Source organism: Mesorhizobium sp. P3_B5, from assembly GCF_056402815.1.
This window is the reverse complement of record NZ_JBFUGR010000003.1, coordinates 326,870-345,731: the sequence shown is the minus strand read 5'-3', so window position 1 is coordinate 345,731 and position 18,862 is coordinate 326,870. Positions and strand designations below refer to the sequence as shown.

Sequence of the window (18,862 nt, the reverse complement as noted above, 5' to 3'; positions counted from 1 at the left end):
CATATGTACCATTGTTGTACGGTCGTACCATACTCATTGTCAAGGGATCGCTGGGCATCGCAGGGTCTCGCCACGATTTGCATTTGGAACCGAAAGCCGGTTCTGTCGACGAACGCTGAAAGCAGGAATGAGATGGCGGCAATGCGGAAATCCCCACGAACGTATCTGACCTCCGAGGCGCGGAGGGCCGAGATCATCGAGGCGGCGTTCCAGTGCATCAAGGAGGTCGGCTACGCCAAATTAACCGCTCGAAAAATTGCCGAGCACCCCAATATTTCCTTGGGTCACATAACCTACAATTTCAAAGATATGAATGAGGTTCTTGTTGAGACCTATCGATATACGTCAAATCTCTTGATAGAAGCGGTCCGCGATCAACGCGCCAAAGGATCTAATTCCCCGACTGAGCAGCTTAAAATTTTCCTGGGGACGTTCCTGACCCCTAATTTCCTCAAAAGGGACTTCTTGCGCGTCCGGATCGACCTCTGGTCCGCCGCTTTGGCCTCCGACGATATTTTGAAAACCGAGGTTTCCCTTTACCAGCATTTCCGAAATGAACTTTCAGAGATACTGAGTCAGATAGCGGATGAACGAACGAAGGGCCGTGAATCAGTCCCATTTCTCGTGGACAGCATTACTGCGACGATGGACGGGCTGTGGCTTGATTGGGTGCGTCGAAAGAATAGCGAGGCCATAGAGAATGGCCTGAGAGCTTGCTTGCTTCTCGTGAATTGCGTCTTGGATGCTGCTCCATCCAAAGCCCAAGGCGACGCGCTCGAACCTGGATAGCAGGTATCGCGTTTCTCAACGCAGTCTGCCCCTTTCCCGTAGCCCCGCACATTGCGACGACTTGTGACCAAAAAAAGTGCTGGCAGCCCAACCTTGATGCACTAGAGGCAATGAGGGCGGCCCGGACCGCCTGCATGTTAAGTTCTTGGTAACTCTCACAAGTCGAACCCAAGTCGAAGACCAAAAAAAGCATTGGCTTCTCGTGTCCTCCATAGATGCTAGGCCTGACATCAAGGCGAGTCGAAGGAGCAGAGACCAGCATGGCGACCGTCCTGAACGCCAAAGGCGTTCCACTCTCCTACAGCGGGTCCTCGACAAAGTGGTACTCGGCGACCAATTCCGGCCCGACACTCTATGGCAGCATATACAACGACACCATCTACGGCGACGCCAGCGTCAGCGTCACGATGTATGGCGGCAAGGGCGACGACATCTACTATCTGTATTCCACGAAGAACAAGCCGGTCGAGCTGGCCAATGAGGGTGTCGACACCATCTCGACCTGGATGAGTTATCGGCTGCCGGCGAATTTCGAGAACCTGACCGTCACCGGCGACAAACACTATGCTTTCGGAAACGCGCTAAACAACATCATTACCGGCGGCGCCGGCCAGCAGACGCTCGACGGCTTGCAGGGCGATGATGTTCTGAAAGGCGGATCGGGGGCGGACATCTTCGTCGTTACCCGGGGCAACGGCAGCGACCTGATCCTGGACTTTGGCGCCGACGACACCGTGCGCGTCGGGAGCTACGGCTCCACCTCCTTCGAGCAGGTGCAGGCCAATATGGTCCAGTCGGGCGCGAATGTGCGGCTCAATCTTTCCAGCACCGAGTTTCTGGTCTTCGCCAACAAGACGGTCGGCCAGTTCACGGAAGGCCAGTTCGATCTGGCGCTGGACAGGTCGCATCTGGAACTCACCTTCTCCGACGAGTTCAACACGCTGAGCCTCAGGAACGGCTCGAGCGGCACCTGGGACACGAACTTCTGGTGGGGCGGCGCAAACGGCAGTTCGCTCACCGACAATGGCGAGCTTCAATGGTATATCGATGCCAACTACGCGCCGACCAGTTCCGTCCATCCGTTCAGCGTCGACAGCGGCGTTCTCACGATAACCGCCGCCCGGGCTGCGGAAGCGATCCAGCCCTTGATAAACGACTACAAGTATACGTCGGGCCTGCTGACGACCCACGATACCTTCGTGCAGACCTATGGCTATTTCGAAATCCGTGCCGACATGCCGGAGAAACAAGGTGCGTGGCCGGCCTTCTGGCTGCTGCCGGCGGACGGTTCCTGGCCGCCGGAACTGGATGCCATCGAGATGACCGGCCAGGACCCTAACAAGCTCCTCCTGACTGGCCACACGAACGAGACGGGAGCGCACACAACCGTGGGCGCGACGCCCTATGTCTCGGATACCGCAGGCTTCCACACATACGGGGTGCTGTGGACGCAAGACGAACTGGTCTGGTATTTCGACGACGTCGAAGTCGCCCGTGCCGCAACGCCTGCCGACATGCACGAGCCGATGTACATGCTGGTCGACCTGGCGGTTGGCGGCATCGCGGGAGCACCCGCCGACGGGCTGGCGACGCCGGCGGAAATGCACATCGACTATGTTCACGCTTATGCGCTGGGGGATTGGTTTATCTAGGCGCAACAGCTGATGGTGAGGCCGGTACGGACACGTTCGTCATCAAGCCTCGGCAATCTCCATTTATTGCATTGCTGCCTGAGACTGAACAGGAACTGATGTGAAGGCGACGACGCAGTCCAATCCATCCGAGCCGCCGCGAACAACCCTCGCATCGGTTTTGGCTTCGTTTCGACGCGCGTTCGCCGGAATCGCGTTGATGAGCGGGGTCGTCAACATCCTGGCGCTGACCGGCTCGTTCTTCATGCTGCAGGTCTATGATCGCGTCATACCCGGCCGCAGCGTGCCGACGCTCGTCGGGCTTGCCGTGTTTGCCGCCACGCTTTTCATCTTCCAGGGCGTGCTCGAGCTCATCCGGTCACGGCTGCTGGTGCGCATCGGCATGGCGCTCGACGCGCAGCTGAGCGGGCAAGTCTATGCAGCCCTGATGCGCCTGCCATTGCGCACCAAGCTCGCTGGCGATGGCCTGCAGTCGTTGCGGGATCTCGACCAGGTGCGCTCGTTTCTGTCGAGCGCCGGTCCGACCGCGCTTTTCGATCTGCCGTGGATGCCGCTGTATCTGGGTATTTGCTTCCTGTTCCATTTCTGGATTGGCATGGCTGCGCTCGCCGGCGCCGTCATTCTCTTTGGCCTGACATTGCTTGCCGAAATGCGCACACGAGAGCCGACGAAAAGGGCAAACAGCCAGGCCGCGGCGCGCAACACGCTTGCCGAGGCTACCCGCCGCAATGTCGAGGTTCTGCAGGCCATGGGCTTTGGCTCACGTATCGCCGAGCGCTGGTCGGGCATCAACGCCGACTATCTCGACACGAATGCGAAAGCGAGCGACCTGGCGGGTACGCTCGGAACGATCTCGAAGATCCTGCGGATGATGCTGCAGTCAGGTGTGTTGGCGATCGGCGCCTATCTCGTCATTCATCAGGAGGCGACGGGCGGTATAATGATCGCCAGTTCGATCATGATGGGTAGGGCGCTCGCACCTATCGAACTGGCCATCGCCCACTGGAAGGGTTTCGTCACTGCCCGCCAGGCCTGGGCTCGGCTGACGCAGCTTTTGGCCCTGCTTCCCGAAACTGCAACAAGTGTCTCGCTGCCGGCGCCGATATCGGCGCTTTCGGTCGAAGGCATCAGCGTTACGCCACCGGGCGAGCGTCGTGTGGTCGTGCAGGATGCCGGCTTTGCGCTGGAGAAGGGCGCCGGCCTCGGCATCATCGGGCCGAGCGCTTCGGGAAAATCCTCGCTTGTGCGAGCCATCGCCGGTATCTGGCTGCCGGTGCGCGGAACCGTCAGGCTGGACGGCGCGACGCTCGACCAGTGGTCGCCCGAAGAGCTTGGCAAGCATGTCGGCTACCTCCCGCAGGACGTCCAGCTGTTCGACGGCACCATTGCCGAAAACATATCGCGCTTCGAACTCCAGGCGCCCTCGGACAAGATATTGGCGGCGGCACGCGCTGCCGGCGTGCACGATCTCGTTGTCCATCTGCCGGAAGGCTATGAGACGCGGATCGGTGAGGCCGGGTCGGCGCTTTCGGCTGGCCAGAGACAAAGGGTGGCGCTGGCCAGGGCTCTCTTTGGCGATCCGTTCCTGGTCATTCTGGATGAGCCCAACTCCAATCTCGATTCCGAAGGCGAAACCGCGCTGACGGTGGCAATCCAGGGCGTGCGTGAAAGAGGTGGCATTGCCGTCGTCGTGGCGCATCGGCCAAGCGCGCTGGCAAGCCTTGACCAGGTGCTCGTCATGGCCGGCGGCCGCGTGCAGGCCTTTGGCCCCAAGAATGAGGTGTTGAACAAGGTTACCCGCCCGGCAGGCGTCCCGCTGAAGGTCGTCTCCGGCCCCGAAGAGGCCACATCCTGATGGCGGAACGCGCTGCATCCGCGATTGACAGGACCATTCGGCGCTATCTGCTTGGCGGCATCGCCGCCTGCGTCCTGCTTGTTGGCGGCGCGGGAAGCCTTGCCGCCGTCACGGAGCTTTCCGGAGCCGTCATCGCCTCGGGACGATTGGTCGTCGATTCCAGCGTCAAGAAGGTGCAGCATCCAACGGGCGGCGTGGTCGGTCAAATCCTGGTCCGGGAAGGCGATGCCGTGCAGGCGGGGCAGGTCCTGATCCGTCTCGATGAAACGATCACCCGCGCCAATCTGGCCATTGTCACCAAGAGCCTCGATGAATTCGATGCCCGCCTGGCGCGCCTTGAAGCCGAGCGCGACGGTGCCGACGTCATCGCCTTTCCGGCGTCACTCATGTCGCGGCAAGCGGAACCCGAGACCGGCCGCGCGATGGCCGGCGAGCGATCCCTGTTCGAGTTTCGCAGGCAGGCGCGCGCTGGCCAGAAGGCTCAGCTGGCGGAGCGTATCGCTCAGCTTGTCGAGGAGGTCTCCGGCCTGACCGAGCAAAGAGACGCCAAAAGCCAGGAAATCAAGCTGATTGGCATAGAGCTCGAGGGCATGCGCAAACTTTGGCAAAGCAAGCTGGTCTCGATTGATCGCATAACCGCGCTCGAACGCGATGCCGTGCGCCTGGAAGGCGAGCACGGGCAGCTTACAGCGGCGATCGCGCAATCGAAGGGTCATACATCCGAAATCCGCCTGCAGATCATCCAGGTCGACCAGGATCTGCGCAGCGAGGTTGCGACCGAGCTCCGTGACGTTCAGGCCAAGCTTTCCGAGTTCGTCGAACGCAAGGTGTCAGCTGAGGATCAGCTCAAGCGTATCGATATACGCAGTCCGCAAACCGGCGTCGTTCATCAACTCGGCGTACACACGGTCGGGGGGGTTGTTTCTCCGGGTGAGCAAATCATGCTCATCGTACCGGTGGCAGACGACCTGACTGTCGAAGCGCGCGTGGCCCCGCAAGATATCGATCAACTGACACTGGGGCAGAGTGCGATCCTGCGGCTCACTGCCTTCAATCAGCGGATCACGCCGGAACTGAACGGTGTCGTCAGCGAGATCTCTCCCGATCTCACTATCGACGAACGAAGCGGCGCCAGCTTCTATACAGCGCGCGTCAACTTGACCCGCGCGGAGCTTACCAGGCTCAAGGGCCTGACATTGGCACCTGGAATGCCGGTCGAGGTGTTCTTTTCGACGGGCGGTCGCACAATGCTTTCCTATCTCGTGAAACCCCTGGCGGATCAGATTGCGCGGGCCTTCAGGGAGGAGTGAAATGCGCGTTGCTTTTCCTCGCATCTGAACCTCGTCCGATCTTTCGCGGTTCAGTCCTCTGGGGCGCTGCACAATGCCAAGTCGACCACCGCCGCGGCGCCTTCCTGCTATCTCGCTGGAACTGCAGTTCGCCATCGAGATTGCGGGAGGCGAGCCTCGGCGCTCAAGCATCAAAGCGACAGTTCCGTCATCCTCGATGGCAAGATCGGTGCCAACGATTGCTGGATGATCCAGAGACACCGGCGACGGACGCTGGAGAGGTCGGTCGTTTCATTTCAGTGTGACCAGGTCTATACTCCACGGGGGACAGGCCAGATCGATGGACCGTAAGCTTTCCGCCATTCTCGCTGCCGATGTTGTGGGCTATTCCGCCCAGATGGAACGCGACGAGGCCGGCACGTTCGAGCGCCTTCGAGCTGGACGCAAGGAACTGTTCGAGCCTGAGATTGCCCGCCACCACGGCCACATCTTCAAGCTGATGGGCGATGGACTGCTGGCCGAATTCGGCAGCGTCGTGGATGCGGTCGAATGTGCCGTGTCGTTGCAGCACGCCCTGGCGGAACGCAACGCCGCCGTTTCCGAGGATCATCGGATTCGCGTCAGGATCGGGATCAATCTCGGCGAGATGATTGTCGAGGGCGAGGACCGATATGGCGAAGGCGTCAACGTCGCTGCCAGGCTCCAACAACTGGCGGAACCTGGCGGCATCTGTGTCTCGGCAAAGGTCGCAAAAGAGGTTGAGAAGAAGTTGGCTTTCGGCTTTGAGCCGATGGGCCAACAGAAGCTGAAGAACATCGCCGAACCGGTGCAAGCGTACCGGGTGCTGCTCGATCCCGCGGTGGCGGGAAAGCCCATGACTGTCAATCGACACCCACGCTTCAGGCGCAATCTGGCCGTCGTTATTGGGGTCCTTGTTGTCGCAGTCGGCCTTGCAGCAGCGTGGTGGCGACCGTGGGAGCCACCGCTTCGGCCCACCGCCCTGACGGCCAATGCGAAAGCCGACACCCGGCCATCCCTCGTCGTGCTTCCATTTGACAATCTCAGCGACGACAAGGCGCAAGGTTATCTGGCCGACGGTTTCACCGAGGACCTGACCACAGAACTTGCACGCGTGCCCGGACTGTTCGTCGTGTCGCGAAACGCGGCTTCCGCCTACAAGGACAAGGAGACCAGACCCGCTGAGGTCGCCGCAGCGCTTGGTGTCCGGTACATACTGGAGGGTTCGATACGTCGGGTCGGCGACGACATGCGTATCAACGCGCAATTGATCGACGGCTCGACCACCGGTCATCTCTGGRCAGAACGTTTCGACGGCCAGTGGACGGATGTGTTTGCGTTGCAGGACAAGGTCGTCGTCAGCATCGCGGGCGCGCTCAAGCTCCGTCTCGTCAGCGCCCAAGGCAAGGCAGATGTCGCGGGCGGCACGCGCAATCCTGCAGCCTACGAAGCTTACCTCCAGGGCATGGAGATCTACAATCGTCGCAATACTCCAGACGAGTTTGCGCAGGCGGTGAGGTTTTTCCAGCAGGCGCTGGAACTCGATCCGAATTTCGGCGTGGCGGCAGCCTCGCTCGCATGGGCCTATTGGGACATGGACGGGCCACGGGTCAAAGCTTTAGCCTCTTCGGATAGCATTGCGCAGTTCAACGTATACAAGTACCTGGGGGCGGCGGCTAGGCATCCTTCGCCGTCCTACTATCAGCTCGTCGCCAGTTTGCTGGTTCGCGAGCACCGGTCCGACGAGGCAGTCGCGGTTATGTTCAAGGCAGTGGCGCTCGACCCGAGCGATCCCCTGAACTATGTCGGGCTGGCAGAAGCTCTGAATTTCAATGGCAGGCCGAACGAGGCCAGCGACTATCTCGTCGCGGCCAACCGTGTCGACCCAGGCGGCAATGACCATCGGCACTACCTGGCTGGGCTGGCTGAATTTGGCCAGGGTCGTTTCGAGGAAGCTGTCGACTACCTTGAAAGGATCGATCTCCAATCGACCGATCCATGGCCGAAATTCTACGGCCTGCAGGTGTTGGTTTCGGCCTACGCACATCTCGGGCGCAGTGACCAGGTCGCGGCCTATAGTGACAGGCTAAGGAACGTCATGTTGGAACGAAAGGATGGAGGGGCAAATCAGCTGGTCACGCAGAGATATTTTGTGTTCAAGAACCCGGCTGACATCGGGCGTCTGCTGGACGGCCTGGACAAGGCCGGTTTGCCGGAGTTGCCGGAAGAGGTCGATCTGGATGCGAAGGACCGGCTTACCGGTTCGGAGATCAGGTCGCTCATCCTCGGTCGTGACCTGCGCGGGGGAGGCGCATGGATAGATAAAGGAACCAGCTGGGTGCAGCAGAACTTCCTGTGCGACGCCATTCCGAAAGTTCAGACAACCTGCGGCGCGATCTTTCGCAATCCTGCCGGGACGCCGGAGCGACGCAACGAGTATACGGCAGTCTTCCGTTTCGATCGTTTTGAGTTTTCGACCGTCAAATAAGACCCCGGGACCTGCTCTCCCCGGCTTTCGGCCGCACACCCCGCAAACGATGCGCTTCCGGGGAGCCATGAGGGGACCGGAGAATCGTTTGGACTGTGAAGGTGGTAGCGGGAGACCGCTACAGCCTTAAACATCACTTCGAACCCGTATCGTTTGGGTATCAGGCAACTGGGTGAGACGCTGGCGAAGCGACTGAGAGTGATACGAGCGTAAGGTCCTGTATTAGCTAGTCAATTCGCTCCACTTCTCAATTTGCTTGGTTTGGATCGCGCTTCGATCCAAAAAGCACGCCTCTCGATCCACCTGCTTCCTTTGGATCGATAACTGGGCCGACGCGAATTCGCCTGACAAATCTCGATTTAGTCGGCTCGTTCAACGACTTATCTAGGAAAAAATACCTCGGAATATTTTCCCTTTCTTGGGAACAATGAAACGACCGCTCACGGCCGGGCGTCTCAGAAAGGTTGGATTTTCACTTTCCTACGCCGTTCATTCTGCCAAGTTAGTAGCGGGCGCGGATGATCTGGCTCTCACCGAAACGGAGAGCAAAACATGAACGGCCCAGACATCATTGCCTCAGTCATTTTCGACCTCGAACGACAACTTCACCACCGCCAGTCAGAGCTACCCGCGAGCCTTCCCGCGACCTCGCCCTGGTTGGCGACGGCGTTGCTTCAGAAGAGCGTGCGGCGTGGTCGAACCGATCTAGCGCTGGCTGCGGCAGCCTTGCTGCTACAAGCCGCGCCGGATCGCCTCTGGCGACGCTTGGCAATTATCGCAGTCGAGGATGTCGGCCTTGGTGATTTGGACGCAGTCTATCTGACTGTCGTTGCCGGGGCGCAAAGGAGGCGACTGGCTAAGCGATACCACCGTTGGCACTTGGTTAGTCTGATTGTCATGCGTTTATCCGAGGCCATGAAATGCCGCTGCACGGACGATCTTCACGTTGTCAGCGAAGACTGCCCAGAGTGGGGCGACCATCGTCTCGAACTCGCCGATCTACCGTTTGGCGACTTGCTTGATGTGGTCGCGGGCAGCGATCCGATAGAGCGCCGCGCCATCGCCTTACGGTACGCGATGGGGACCGAGTTAGTGGCAGTCACGAGTGATCTGGCAAGACGGCGTGGGCATCCGCAAGCGATGTTCGAATTCCTATGCGAGCGAGGCTTACCTCATACGCTGGTGGAAATCTCTCGCGAAGCGTATCGGCAGACAGGCGAAGTCATTTGCGCATTCCTTCCGCTTCTTTGGTCAGCCTTTGAAGGCTCCGAAGTCACCACGCGGTCTGACCAGTTTCCGCCAGAGACGATGATCAGCCGAATACCGTCGTGGGCCTTAGACAAGTTCACGCGTGAGGGTAGAGCCGCGATGGCGCAGTTTCTTGCTGGAGGCAGCACCACATCACAATGGCTTCGCAGTCACATTGCCATCCGCGACCGGATGTCCATGTTAGGCCACGCTCTTTTCCGAGTGGAGAGCGGTTTGGTGAAGGACCGGATCATTTGGCCGGATAGCGTCAGCCTCCGTCGCCAAGCCGATTGGAATTCATTCGTGGTCGAACCCAAGGAGGTCGTAACGCTGCTCGACCTTCTGCGCGCAGATATCGACCTCTTGAACGAGGAGCGGGCCAATGTTCTCTAGCCCGGCAATTCGTCAATTCGGAACTGGCGCTCCTCGCCACGGAACTCCTTTAGGGGTTGGTAAAGATGGAACGCAGATTGCCAGTGCAATCACTTGCACAGAGGTATGTCTTCCCATCTCGCAAAGTGCCCTCACAGCCCCGCCTGCGCTCTTCCAGCAGTTTATCACCAACTCCCTCTCCGCCAGCTCAAAACGCGCGTACGGGGCGGACTTAGCCCAATACAAGGCTTCCGGCGGGTCTATCCCTTCTTCACCAGAACGGATCGCGGAATACTTGGCCGCCCGCGCTTCGACGCATAGACCGGCAACCCTCGCTCGATATCTGGCCTCGATCTCGAAAGCACATCGCGCTATCGGAGCTGATGACCCCTGCAAAGCAGAGATCGTGAAGGCGACCCTGCGCGGGATACGCCGTTCCATCGGAACCGCTCAAAGGGAAGCGAAGCCGCTGCTTCGGGATGATTTGTTTCAGATACTGGAGCGCATCGGCAACCGGCCCAAAGATATGCGCGACCGAGCAATGATTCTGATTGGCTTCGCTGGGGCATTCCGACGCTCGGAACTCGTCGGTCTCGATGCCGGAGATATTGAGCGAGTTCGGCAAGGCATCGTTGTCACCCTCCGCCGATCCAAGACTGACCAAACAGGCGCGGGCCGAAAGATCGGGATACCGTTCGGCAGGTCGAGATGGTGCCCGGTCCAGCATCTGTCTGAATGGCTTGCTCACGCCCAGATCGAAACCGGACCGATCTTCCGTCTCATTAACCGCCACGGCTATGTCGCTAATAAACGGCTGTCGGGTGAGGCTGTTTCGATAGTCGTCAAGGACCGCGCGGGGGCAGCCGGGTTCGACCCGGAAGGTTACTCGGGCCACTCGCTTCGCGCCGGGTTGGCCACCAGCGCAGCGATGGCTGGTTCTCCGTCTCACAAGATCAGGGCGCAAACCGGCCACGCGAGCGACGTTATGCTGGCCAGATATATACGTGATGGCAACATGTTCGAAAACAATGCTGCTGGCGCGGTCTTGTAGACGGGATAGTGGCCTATAAGCGTTCAAGCTGCTCGAGAATGTCGCGCACATCGAACCCGATGATCGAAGCCAAATCCATCAGCTCGATCAGGTCAACGCGGCGGTCGCCACCTTCTATGTTTGCGACAAACGGTTGGTGACGTCCCATCGCTTGGGCAACTGCAGCCTGCGTCAGCCCCGCTGCCAACCGTTGTTCAACGATCAGTTCCGCGAGCCGTCGATGTCGAGCCGAGTGAAGTGTCTTCGCCATTCTGGGTGGGGCAGCTGGAGCTTACCCGCACGGCGGTATTCCCATCTTCAAATTATCCAAAAATTGGATATCGTTCAGAGCAAGGGGAACGATTGGGGCAATACAAATGTCTGACCCGCGGTACGAAAAACTGATCGAATTGTGGCAGGCTGGTCAGATCGATGAAGAGAAGTTCAAACGTGGACTGGTCCTCATCCGTTCGCTGAGCGCGGTCGAGGAGGTCCAGCAGCCAACCCAAACCGAAGTACAGGTTTCAACGAATGCCCTGCCTTGGATGAATTGGCGCGCTCTTGCATTTGCGTGTCTGATCATCGGAGTAGGGGTCTGCCTTGTCCTGGTTTGGCTCGTCGAAATTGGAGTTGTCAAACGCGTCTACGCGGACGGAACCGCAGGATGGATGGCTTTCTGCCTCGCCACGACCGGTGTGTTCCTCGCGTTAAATCGGCACAATTCGGCGCTGGTTTCAATTTCTCTCTTCGCCCTAGCGCTCACGTCACCGATGTGGGAGGGCAAGTCTCGGAGCGTTTTGGACGATGAAATTCCGGGGGCGGCGCGGACCTTGTACCCCTCTTATACGAGGGCGATTACGAAAGCAGAGTTTGGCGGCGAGTGGCCGTTTCCAGCCTTTAAGCAAGGAGTGCTTAGATGTGATCGCGCTTCCGTTGGTGGTGTGAGACGACCCGTTGTGACTATCGAACTCGGCGGTCTGAAATATGGCCTAAACGGTGCTGCCCAAGATTTTGGATTTCCCGATATCCGATCCCAAATGGCGAAAAACCAGAAATTGGGAACTTATGAACTTGGTGCAAGCGACAAGATGATCGCCGGTGCCTTGGGCGAGTGCAACTGACCCGACGAGGGCCTCAGCTGTTTGGTTCTGACGCTTTTTAGCACCGGCTAACGGAACGCTTACGGCTGTGCGATATTGAATAAAATTCGAGTGTCGTGTTGGGGTTTTCATGCGTAAGCCTGCCGGCGGGGTCCGATTGTCCTTCATCCGCCCGATGGAGCCGGAGTTAGTCGAACAGCCGCCCAAGGGTGGCGAATGGGGCCACGAGGTCAAGTTCGACGGCTACCGCACCCAAATCATCAAAGTCGCTGACGGCATACGCTTCTACACCAAGAACGGTTTCGACTGGACGGCCAAGTACCGGCCGCTTGCCGACGAGGCGAAGTCGATAAAGGCCGAGAGCTTCATTCTGGAAGGTGAGACAATCGTTACGAATGAGGCTGGGCTTTCGGACTTCCATGCGCTGCGCTCGGCCATCACGAGACGCCCCCTAGACCTTTACCTCGTCGCCTTCGACCTTCTGCACCTCAACGGCCATGATCTGCGCGACATGCCGCTGAAAGACAGGCGCGAAATCTTGCAGGCGATGATCCCGGCCGGCGGCCATATCCAGTTCAGCGAGGCGCTGCCTGGCTCTGGTGAGGCCGTCTATCATCTTGCTTGTGAGGCCGGCCTCGAAGGCATCGTCTCGAAGCGCCTCGACAGCCCTTATAGCAGCGGCTCAACGATGAATTGGCGTAAGATCAAGTGCTACGTCGAGCAGGAAATGGACATAATCGGGGTGAAGCGGGAGACCGGAAAGCCGGCAATGGTGTTGATGGCTGACAAGGGCCACTACATGGGCGGCGCGTTCGTCACCCTCAAAGCCGACCAGCGGCTGGCCCTGTGGGATCGTGTTCAGGGCAAGATCGGCGCTCCCCCGCCGAATGGGCTTGCCCGAGAGAAGGCCGAGTGGTTGAAGCCCGGGCTGGTGGGGCGAGTGAAGTTCTTGAAGGGCGAAGAAAAGCTGCGCCATGCGTCACTCAGGGACTTTCGCGAGGAATGAACGGCCGCCAAATGGCTGACGATCGCCCCCCTGAGCTAGCCAATTTAGCGATCGCTTGAATCTGCGCTGAAACGAGATCATGCTTGGCTCCAGGGCCGATAGGACGGCGACTGTTCTAAGCGACCGTCAAGTAAATTGAACGGTGTTACTATCTCTAGGAGGGTGACCAAATGCGCTTGTTGCTAGCCATAGCGAGCCTTATAGTGGTTACTTCAATTGCCAACGCTGAGCAGAATGAGACTCTCATCAAACAATCTTGTATTGTTGCTACAAACTTGCCTGAAGCGCGACAAACTGAGCTATTGCCGCCAGGGGTATGTCCGATACGGTATAATAATAGTTGCTATGACAAAAGATTTGGGGTTCAGGTTACAAATATATGTGGTAGCGACATACGTATAGAGATTGTTGCTGGAAAGAAATCACGACAGACGGGCATACAATCTAATGGACGAGAAGAATATTATTGTCTATTTGCTAGAGATGACTGTACCGGAATACAAGTCTGGCAACTGTCGTCAGCGGTGTCGAAAGACAAGGATGAAGGTTCGGCAAATGAACCTGGAGGCGCTGGCTCGGATTCATCAGATCAGCCGCCAACTGATCCTATGAAAAGCCGACTGTCTGAGGCAAAAAAGCGAGTCCCATCTTACAAAGATAAAGCGAAGGCTAACTTTGACTATTTCAACAATGCAAAGGAAGGCTCCAATGAAGTATGGCGTAAGGAACTTGCTAAGGAGCGTGAAAAACTCGCGAGAGATTTAGACGAGCTCCGCAAGAATCAAGATCGAGTGCGCAAGCAAATACAGGCAGACAACAGGTGGGTCTTTCCTGATGCCTGCCGAAACAAGCACGCTTTCTGGGCTAATGTCTATCAGGTGGGAAAGCAGCATTGTAACTTTTCTCTCGACAATCCCGGCGCGTCGGTGAGGGAGATTTACGACCATTGCCACCAGACGGGTGAATGGGCTTGTGACTATGCCTGCGAAGGCAGCAACTGCGATGCCCCGCCCTAATCCGCAAAAATCCTCCTCAATCGGTCCCAAGGAATAGAACTTCGCCGTCGTCCAATCATTGTCCAAATCTGGGAGGGAATGGAAATGAACGACGTAAAATGGATAGTTCCGGTTGCAATATTTCTCTTTGCGTCATCCGCCTATGCCGGGCAGACGCTGGCCGAGCACATTCGCGACGATCCCGCCTGCCGGCAGTTCAACGATGGATGCAGCATCTGTCGTATAGAAGATGACGCAGGACAGTGCTCAGCGCCTAGCATCGCATGCATAGTAACGGATTGGGTCTGCGTTGATCCGGGGTCTGCAAATGCCGGCAAGCCGGTAACTGAAGGGCAAGAAATGGGCTCCCCTTAACCTTTCGAGTGGCTTGGGGATGCGGCTCGATTCGCGTTCTTGCGCGATTGCTAAAATAGTGGTTGGCTGCCCCGATGCCTCGTCGCCGTTGTTTTTGAGTTGGAGGGTAAGCGTGGTTATGAAGCTCAAGTGTCAACTCTGGGCTTGGTCGCCTTTCGCCGCTGCTTTCTTGCTGGCTTTTGTTGCGGCGCCATCCTGGGCTGACGAAGGGGATGACGCCATCGCATTGTTGGAAATCGCGCTCAAATGCCCGGTTCCTCCATACGACAGCACTACCAGCGATGAGAGAGACCGAGGAGAAAAGTGGCTTCAATCGAGAGTAAATAGGTATACCGGAACTGGCGATGAATTTTCAATAGTTTCAAGAAAAAATTACGTAGACGAGTCTGGCAAGGCGCAATCCATACGACGATTGATTTTTTCGGAGGTCTACGGAAATTATTCCGAAATGATATTGCCGATGAGGAAAGACCCAGAAATACTGAAACTTCGTTGTAAGGATGCCGAGATGTGTTTACATTTTCGGGAATTGAGAGACCATTACAATCCTTGCGAAGGCGAACCGTCAAAGTGCGACGACAAGACCGAATCTATGTTTGAGAAGTACGACAGCCTAAACATAAGGTTCTGCGATGCGACGTCCGCAGACGACGCGGAGGCAGCTTTGAAAGTTCTCATCAACGCCAAGCAATGATCAAGTCTGTATGTTGCCGCGACGCGTTCGATACCGGGCGGGGTGTCATATTCGGATTTCGTCGCTCATATACAACAGTGAACAAAATGAGAACAAATCTGTCAAGCACCTCTTGACCGGAGCTGCACCCGTTCCTCATTTCAGGTCATGCCCGAGCAACCCGAGAAATGGCCGAGAGGGGCCGCATGGACCCTGACGCATGCCCATGACGCGGGGCAGGTGGCGGGCATCCGGTGCGGTTATTGCAACATCACGCGGTACTACAAGCCGGCAGAACTGCGAGAAATAGTCGGGAACGTCACCATCGATAGAGTGCGAGACAAGGTACGCTGCCAGAAGTGCAAGAGCCGGGAGTGGATGAGCGCACAGCTGTTTCATCCCACCGGGGAGCAAGCACAGGCAATCCGTTACAGGCGCCTCGTGGAAATCCGCTGGGAGAAGCGGGTAATCTGGCGGGATGAAAAGTGAACCCGCCAAGCTAACAAACGAGGTTCCTAACTCTCGGGAATACCCTATTCTCAGAGCCTACAAATTTAGACGGTTTGAACGAAGTCAGGCTGAAAGTGCAATCAATTGCACTGGCGTGTAGCCCACACGGCGCGCGCCAACTCAGCTGTGAGTGACTGACGCAATTTGGGCCCACCGTCGAAGGGTTTCTTCGTTTGCTTCCCACCAGTTTTGCAATCGAACTGTCGCGTCCAATCCCCGGCGAATAGCGTCTATTTGTTCGGCGAACGGGCGCTCGACGATCATTAGCGGTGTATCAATGGCGATGCCTAGCGATTGACCCGCGGGACGTAAGTACCCGCCGATTTTGGACAAGCTTTCAGGTGCGGGAAATCTTTGGTGAGAGGCGGCCCACTTGCCCAGCATGATCTTAACCGATGGGGTTGGTTGGGCCTGTTCCCAGCACTGTATGGACATAGTTGGGCGAGGGATACAGGGGTAGATCGTTAGTGTTTTGGGCACGTCGAAGTAGATCGAGCGGGATGTAGCAGGACGACCGCCATCCGCGTTTGGTGACTTCTTCAATATGAGCGAAGGATAATCGCTTGCTACAAGCTCACCGTACTCTGCAAAAAAGATGGTGTTCGCTTCGACGGCTTGGCCGATATAAGGCGCACGGGCCTGCTCTATCGCCGCAAGCAGAGTGGAACGGTCATCGCCCGATAGCCAATCGCACAAGTCTTCATAGCTGATCCGTCGATCAAACCCGCATGCCTCGCCGCGCGCTCGGAGATAAGCATGCGGTGCCACGAGCACGGTATGGCAATCAATTCCGTGATCCCGAAAGGATTGGGCAGTTCTTCGATAACGGCTTGGTTGATCCCCGTCATCAGTAACACTGTACTTGGCATTGATCTTGTTTTCGATGAGGAGCCGTCGGTTTCCAGAGAGGACAATATCCAAGTCGATGGTACCGACAGAGCTTCGATGGTTCGCTTGTGACGTGACTTTGAGGACGGAGCTGCTGCCCTTCAGCAGCGCAGCCCTAGCAAACGCGGAAGCAAACTTGCGGCTGGTTCGAAGATTTCTGGCCAATATCTGGTCTACCTGGCTCTCGAAAATCCTCGTCGGATGGGCGTTGAGCTGTTCCGTTTCCATAAAAGTGCTTCCTTCAGTCGTTGCTGGTCGTCCCAAGATCATTCCTTTGCCAGCGGGCCATGAGAGCTGCTGTCTGTCGTTTCAAAGTGTCTTTTCGCGCTTTGGCATACTGACTAAGCGCTTTGGAAAGTTCGCTGCAGGAACGGGTCAATGCGTCTTCCAACGCACCTGTCGCTAGGGCAACTTCGAGAGCTTGGCCTTTCCCTGTGAAAAGAAACTCGCTGGGGACCTGGTCTCTTAAAGGCCCGATGGGGTTGACGGTTATGCCAGGGCCTCTTTGCAGAAGGTCAACGAACTGAGACATGCTCTCTGCGTTCACCCGATCCCAATGAATGCAGAATTCCGGCCTCATCCGAGACGACGGTACTTCTCCGTCGATCCCCACGAGCGTCGGCAGATAGAGACCGTAGTCGTAATAGAGGCCGATAGATGGATTTAGCGGTGGATTTCCCGACCAGCCTGGCATTCCAAGGCCGGTCGCTCTGTGCCACCCATCGCCCAGCAATATTGCGACCGTAGCTACATAGTCGTACAGGTCGCCAACATGCCGGCCCTCTTCTTCATCGAGTTCCGGCGATGCGGCGAAAGGCGTAAGCGAGCTATCGCAGGTAAGAGGGCATCGTCTGCCATCAACGCAAATCTCAATCCGTGATCGAGTTTGCCAGAGCGGCCCGAACTCGCCTGGTCGGCTGAGCGGCCCTATCGCCAATCCGATCTCGGTATAGAGAGATACTTCTGCGTTCAACAAGGAAGTATCGGTGATAGCCTCTTGCCGCTTCGACCAAGTGATGGCTTCTGCGACGTCGGTTGCTTTCGTGCTCGGGCCAGCGATGGCTGACCTCTCAATGACGAGAGGGCCTTGCCACTGACCGCGCTCCATTTTGAAGAGGTTCACGGCAGGCAATGGAGAGCCGACGTGCCACATGTCAAAATTTCCCTCGAACAAATTTCCCACCACGGGGAAGGGCCCCGCAACAAACCTCCCCAATGTTTGATCAAACAAGGCAGGGCAGCCGGCACCCGAATTGAAGTAGGTTGAGAACATATCGGATGATGCGAGATACGCTCCCATCTCGTGAAGCAGGGAAGCAAAGGTAGCCGACGGGCTGTCCAACTCTTGGCTGGCACTCTGAAGGAAACTAGTATCTCTAAATGCTTCGTACAGCGTTTCGTCCGCTGCGCGACCTACTAATTTTGCTAGCGTGTCTATCACCAACACATAGGGCTGGACTTTACGCGTAATGTAGCCCCGATGTCTCTTGATTGCCTCAAGTGAGGTCAGCGTATGATCGACCCTCAATCTTTCGATATGCCGCCACGATACTGAGGTGGCAGGGAGTGCGCGGCGAATATCTCCGTGCGTGATTTTCGCCCGCTTCGCTTCAGCAAAAAGACGATCCACCATCTGTGCCGGATAAAAAGGATCGTGGTTGGCAGGGAACCGGTATTTAGGTTCCAAAGCGGCGCTGCGAACCAATCTCACAAGCTCTTGTCGTACAGGTATCAAAGCAGCCCTGCCCTCGGAGCTAGGAACGCTCGGAAACGAAATAATCTGTGCTGACATCTACAGTGTCCCCTTGAGGGCAAATCGGTACCGGCGCGCTCTCCTATGCTGCTCGAGGTGAAGAACTGTTAGGACGCTTCCCGAGGCAGCATCGACGATAGCAGCTATGTTTTTGAAACGATCTCCGTCACGCATTTTAGTTGCTGCTGCCCTGCTCACGCCAATGACAAAGCACCCATTGCCAATGGGAGCCTCCATGTCTGCGTGTTCAATCAGCTCCTTAATCCTGTCACCTGTAACGCCGCGTTGGCGGCACCGTTTTTCCGCGTGCAAGCTGAGAGCTAACAAGGCAACCTCCACTGGTCGAGTGAGAATGATGACCTGTCGTGGCTAGAAAGTCGCTCAGATTTTGTGGGAAAAGCACCAGAAGATTGGGAGATTTTGGCGCATCTTTTGGCAAATTTTGTGGGAAATGATGGAGCTGCAATCCCGTGCAATCAATTGCACCAATCCTGCGGAGAGTGATTGGAGCTAAACTATCTAAGCCAAGCGGCGTGGACATGTACGTCGCATTTTCTGTCGATCAGCTTCGAGAAGTTGCGACTGCAGATCGCCTACCGAAATGCTTTTTGGGAGCATCGTTTCGGAGGGCATCATGCTGGTAACTGAACATGCGAAAGCCCGCAGCCGACAGCGCGGCATACCGGAAAAACTTCTGCACACCATTTTCTCGGAAGCTGATCGGTGTACTCCATGCGGCCATGGTTGTCTGGCTTTGGAGATTAGCCGACAGAAAATACGCGAAATACGTGCTTCAGAGGACGGGGACGTCGAGCGAGCTA

General features: G+C 57.1%; 14 protein-coding genes. 11 read left to right on the top strand and 3 right to left on the bottom strand.

Annotated features, from left to right (window positions below; genetic code table 11):
• The first annotated feature begins 132 nt into the window (after positions 1–132).
• The 7 genes from AC1DVW_RS11385 to AC1DVW_RS11355 all read left to right on the top strand — a co-directional run bounded on the left by AC1DVW_RS11385 (position 133) and on the right by AC1DVW_RS11355 (position 10,762).
• Positions 133–789 carry a TetR/AcrR family transcriptional regulator gene (locus AC1DVW_RS11385; protein WP_477323119.1) on the top strand — a complete coding sequence of 219 codons (657 nt, stop codon included), beginning with the start codon at positions 133–135 and terminating at the stop codon, positions 787–789.
• Between the two features lie 260 nt (positions 790–1,049).
• The gene (gene eglC / locus AC1DVW_RS11380) at positions 1,050–2,441 is read left to right on the top strand and encodes an endo-1,3-1,4-beta-glycanase EglC (protein ID WP_477323117.1); all 1,392 of its coding nucleotides are present in this window, start codon (positions 1,050–1,052) and stop codon (positions 2,439–2,441) included.
• A gap of 100 nt (positions 2,442–2,541) precedes the next feature.
• Entirely contained in the window at positions 2,542–4,296 is a 1,755-nt protein-coding gene (locus tag AC1DVW_RS11375) for a type I secretion system permease/ATPase (RefSeq protein WP_477245650.1), read from the top strand.
• Positions 4,296–5,606, top strand: a complete 1,311-nt coding sequence (locus AC1DVW_RS11370; protein ID WP_477245648.1) for an HlyD family type I secretion periplasmic adaptor subunit — start codon at positions 4,296–4,298, stop codon at positions 5,604–5,606. Before AC1DVW_RS11375 ends, AC1DVW_RS11370 begins: the two co-directional genes overlap by 1 nt.
• A 319-nt stretch (positions 5,607–5,925) precedes the next feature.
• The gene (locus tag AC1DVW_RS11365; protein WP_477323115.1) at positions 5,926–8,091 is read left to right on the top strand and encodes an adenylate/guanylate cyclase domain-containing protein; all 2,166 of its coding nucleotides are present in this window, start codon (positions 5,926–5,928) and stop codon (positions 8,089–8,091) included.
• A gap of 552 nt (positions 8,092–8,643) precedes the next feature.
• Positions 8,644–9,732 carry a hypothetical protein gene (locus AC1DVW_RS11360; RefSeq protein ID WP_477323114.1) on the top strand — a complete coding sequence of 363 codons (1,089 nt, stop codon included), beginning with the start codon at positions 8,644–8,646 and terminating at the stop codon, positions 9,730–9,732.
• A gap of 385 nt (positions 9,733–10,117) precedes the next feature.
• A complete protein-coding gene (locus tag AC1DVW_RS11355) occupies positions 10,118–10,762 on the top strand; it encodes a site-specific integrase (protein WP_477323112.1) in 645 nt (214 codons plus the stop codon).
• 13 nt (positions 10,763–10,775) lie between these two features.
• On the opposite strand, the gene AC1DVW_RS11350 is transcribed toward AC1DVW_RS11355, so the two are convergent.
• Complete coding sequence (locus tag AC1DVW_RS11350; protein WP_477323110.1) at positions 10,776–11,012, bottom strand: helix-turn-helix domain-containing protein; 237 nt, start codon at positions 11,010–11,012, stop codon at positions 10,776–10,778.
• A 106-nt stretch (positions 11,013–11,118) separates the two neighbouring features.
• On the opposite strand from AC1DVW_RS11350, the gene AC1DVW_RS11345 reads away from it, so the two are divergent.
• The 4 genes from AC1DVW_RS11345 (at position 11,119) to AC1DVW_RS11330 (ending at position 14,911) form a co-directional block, all read left to right on the top strand.
• The gene (locus AC1DVW_RS11345; RefSeq protein WP_477323108.1) at positions 11,119–11,862 is read left to right on the top strand and encodes a hypothetical protein; all 744 of its coding nucleotides are present in this window, start codon (positions 11,119–11,121) and stop codon (positions 11,860–11,862) included.
• Positions 11,863–11,971: 109 nt separating this feature from the next.
• The gene (locus AC1DVW_RS11340; RefSeq protein WP_477323106.1) at positions 11,972–12,847 is read left to right on the top strand and encodes an ATP-dependent DNA ligase; all 876 of its coding nucleotides are present in this window, start codon (positions 11,972–11,974) and stop codon (positions 12,845–12,847) included.
• Positions 12,848–13,017: 170 nt separating this feature from the next.
• A complete protein-coding gene (locus tag AC1DVW_RS11335; RefSeq protein ID WP_477323104.1) occupies positions 13,018–13,863 on the top strand; it encodes a hypothetical protein in 846 nt (281 codons plus the stop codon).
• Positions 13,864–14,329: 466 nt separating this feature from the next.
• Positions 14,330–14,911: a hypothetical protein gene (locus tag AC1DVW_RS11330; protein WP_477323102.1), complete on the top strand. Its 582-nt coding sequence runs from the start codon at positions 14,330–14,332 to the stop codon at positions 14,909–14,911.
• A gap of 609 nt (positions 14,912–15,520) precedes the next feature.
• Here the strand turns inward: AC1DVW_RS11330 and AC1DVW_RS11325 are convergent.
• Together AC1DVW_RS11325 and AC1DVW_RS11320 are read right to left on the bottom strand one after the other, a co-directional pair.
• Positions 15,521–16,516, bottom strand: a complete 996-nt coding sequence (locus tag AC1DVW_RS11325; RefSeq protein WP_477323100.1) for a PDDEXK-like family protein — start codon at positions 16,514–16,516, stop codon at positions 15,521–15,523.
• A gap of 13 nt (positions 16,517–16,529) precedes the next feature.
• Positions 16,530–18,080, bottom strand: a complete 1,551-nt coding sequence (locus AC1DVW_RS11320; RefSeq protein ID WP_477323098.1) for a hypothetical protein — start codon at positions 18,078–18,080, stop codon at positions 16,530–16,532.
• Positions 18,081–18,862: the final 782 nt, after the last annotated feature.